At 70.6% G+C, this 2,826-nt stretch carries 3 protein-coding genes and 1 pseudogene; all 4 read left to right on the top strand.

What is annotated here, in order from left to right:
* Positions 1-225 (top strand): annotated as a pseudogene (locus G3N93_RS37555) (hypothetical protein); the annotation flags it as partial.
* Positions 218-844: a precorrin-8X methylmutase gene (locus tag G3N93_RS37560; RefSeq protein WP_046545711.1), complete on the top strand. Its 627-nt coding sequence runs from the start codon at positions 218-220 to the stop codon at positions 842-844. The pseudogene G3N93_RS37555 and the gene G3N93_RS37560, both read left to right, overlap by 8 nt.
* Positions 841-1,575, top strand: coding sequence for a precorrin-2 C(20)-methyltransferase (locus tag G3N93_RS37565; RefSeq protein WP_166896637.1), 735 nt, complete (start codon positions 841-843; stop codon positions 1,573-1,575). Before G3N93_RS37560 ends, G3N93_RS37565 begins: the two co-directional genes overlap by 4 nt.
* Positions 1,572-2,826 (top strand): SAM-dependent methyltransferase (locus tag G3N93_RS37570; RefSeq protein WP_206135287.1); only part of this gene is annotated, 1,255 nt, incomplete at its 3' end. The genes G3N93_RS37565 and G3N93_RS37570, both read left to right, overlap by 4 nt.

Below are 2,826 nucleotides of genomic sequence, written 5' to 3' on the forward strand. Positions count from 1 at the left end.
CCACGCCACCCAGCGCGCTACACACGCTGCCCCACACTCTTCCCCTACACGACGCTCTCCCGATCTGCGCAGACGCGCGTCGCGGTTGCGCCCGCGCCCTCCGACCTTTACCGGCGCGACGCCGCTGCGGGCCCCGGCGCCCCGCTCGCGCGCCATCTGACGATTGACCAGGCCGCGGCCCGACTGACGGGCGCGCGGCACAGCCAGGACACCACCGATGCTTGACTACATTCGCGACGGGCAGGAAATCTACCGCCAGTCGTTCGCGACGATCCGCGCCGAGGCCGACCTGTCGCAGGTTCCGCCCGACCTCGAGAAACTCGCGGTGCGCGTGATCCATGCGTGCGGGATGGTCGACGTCGTCTACGACCTGCGTTTCTCGGCCGGCGCCGGCACGGCGGGCCGCACGGCACTCGCGGCCGGCGCACCGATCCTGTGCGACGCGAGGATGGTCGCCGAAGGCATCACGCGCGCGCGGCTGCCGGCCGACAACCGCGTGATCTGCACGCTCGGCGAGCCCGAGGTGCCCGATCTCGCGCGACATCTCGGCAACACGCGTTCGGCGGCCGCGCTCGAACTGTGGCGTCCGCATCTCGCGGGCAGCGTCGTCGTGATCGGCAATGCGCCGACCGCGCTGTTCCACCTGCTCGACATGATCGACGCCGGTGCGCCGCGCCCCGCGCTGATCCTCGGTTTCCCGGTCGGCTTCATCGGTGCGGCCGAATCGAAGGCGCTGCTCGATGCCGACAGCCGTGGCGTGCCGTACGTCGCGCTGCTCGGCCGACGCGGCGGCAGCGCGATGGCCGCTGCGGCGGTCAACGCACTCGCGACGGAGGTCGAATGACGACCGCGCGCGGACGCCTGTTCGGGGTCGGCGTCGGCCCCGGCGATCCCGAACTGATGACGATCAAGGCGCTGCGCGTGCTGCAGGCCGCGCCCGTGGTCGCGTATTTCGTCGCGAAGGGCAAGAAAGGCAATGCGTACGGCATCGTCGAAGCGCACCTGCAGGACGGGCAGACGCAACTGCCGCTCGTCTATCCGGTGACGACCGAGGCGCTGCCGCCGCCGCTGTGCTACGAGACGGTGATCGCCGACTTCTACGATACGGCCGCCGAAATCGTTGCCGCGCACCTCGACGCGGGCCGCGACGTCGCGGTGATCTGCGAAGGCGACCCGTTCTTCTACGGCTCGTACATGTACCTGCACGACCGCCTCGCGCCGCGCTACGACACCGAGGTGATCCCCGGCGTGTGCGCGATGCTCGGCGGCACGGCCGTGCTCGGCCAGCCGCTCGTCTATCGCAACCAGAGCCTGTCGGTGCTATCGGGCGTGCTGCCCGAGCACGAACTGCGCGAGCGGCTCGCGCGGGCCGACGCGGCCGTCGTGATGAAACTCGGCCGCAATTTCGACAAGGTGCGGCGCGTGCTCGACGAGCTGGGGCTCGCGAAGCGCGCGCTGTATGTCGAGCGCGCGACGATGGCGAGCCAGCGCATCGTGCCGCTCGACGAAGTCGATCCGATGGCGTCGCCGTATTTCTCGCTGCTCGTCGTGCCGGGGGAAAAATGGCAAGGATGACGACTCCGCCCGCGATCGTGATTCTCGGCGCGGGCGCGCTCGATACCGCGCGGCGCATCCAGGCGCGCTATCCGGGTGCGCTCGTGCATGGCCTCGCATCGCGCGTCGACGCTGACGTGCCATTCGACGATCTCGGCGCGCACCTGCGTGAACTCTATGCACGCGGGCTGCCGATCGTCGCGCTGTGCGCGGCCGGCATCGTGATCCGCTGCATCGCTCCCGCGCTCGCCGACAAGGGCGTCGAGCCGCCCGTGCTCGCGGTGGCGGAAGACGGATCGGCGGTCGTGCCGCTGCTCGGCGGGCTGACGGGCGTCAACGTGATGGCGCGCGAAATCGCCGCATGCGTCGGCGTCGCACCGGCGATCACGACCAGCGGCGAATTGCGCTTCGGCGCGTGCGTGCTCAATCCGCCGGAAGGCTATGCGCTCGCCGATCTCGCGCAGGGCAAACGCTTCGTGTCCGATCTGCTCGCGGGCGCGTCGACGCGCATCGACGGCGCGGCGCCGTGGCTAGACGATGTCGCGTTGCCGCGCGATGACGCGGCCGCGCATGCAATCCGCGTGACGCCCGATGCATGGCACGGTACGCGCGACGAACTGGTGATTCATCCGCGCAGCGTGGTAGTGGGCGTCGATGCGCAGGCGATCCACGGTGATGAAGCGCTCGCTGCGCGCATCGACGCCGCACTCGATGCGCAAGGTCTCGCGCGGCTGGCGCTCGCGGCTATCGTTGCACCCGTAGCGGCAATCGGTGATGCCGTGCTGGAAGAAGCGGCGCAAACGCTCGACGTGCCGCTGCGCTTCATCGATGTCGATGTCGATGTCGACGGCGATGCCAATGCACCAACCGATGCGGCCGCCCTGCTCGCCAGCGCGTTGCGTGTCACTCACACGCTGCGCGCCCCGACGAACGGTATCGCATGCGCGGTCGCGTCGCACCCGGTCGATCCCGCCACGCTCGGTCGTGCGCGCGGCCGCCTGACGGTGCTCGGCCTCGGCCCGGGCGGCGCTGCATGGCTCACCCCGGCCGCGCGCGCGGCGCGCGCCGAAGCGACCGACATCCTCGGCTATACGACCTACGTGAACATGGCCGGCCCGTTCCGTGACGACCAGCGCGTGCACGGCACCGACAATCGCGAGGAAATGCAGCGCGCGCGCCATGCGTTCGAGCTCGCGGCCGAGGGCCGGCGCGTCGCGGTCGTGTCGTCGGGCGACCCGGGCGTGTTCGCGATGGCCGCGGCCGTGCTCGAAG

Origin of the sequence: Burkholderia sp. Se-20378, assembly GCF_017104665.1 — a bacterium.
In the GTDB taxonomy this organism is placed as follows: domain Bacteria; phylum Pseudomonadota; class Gammaproteobacteria; order Burkholderiales; family Burkholderiaceae; genus Burkholderia; species Burkholderia lata.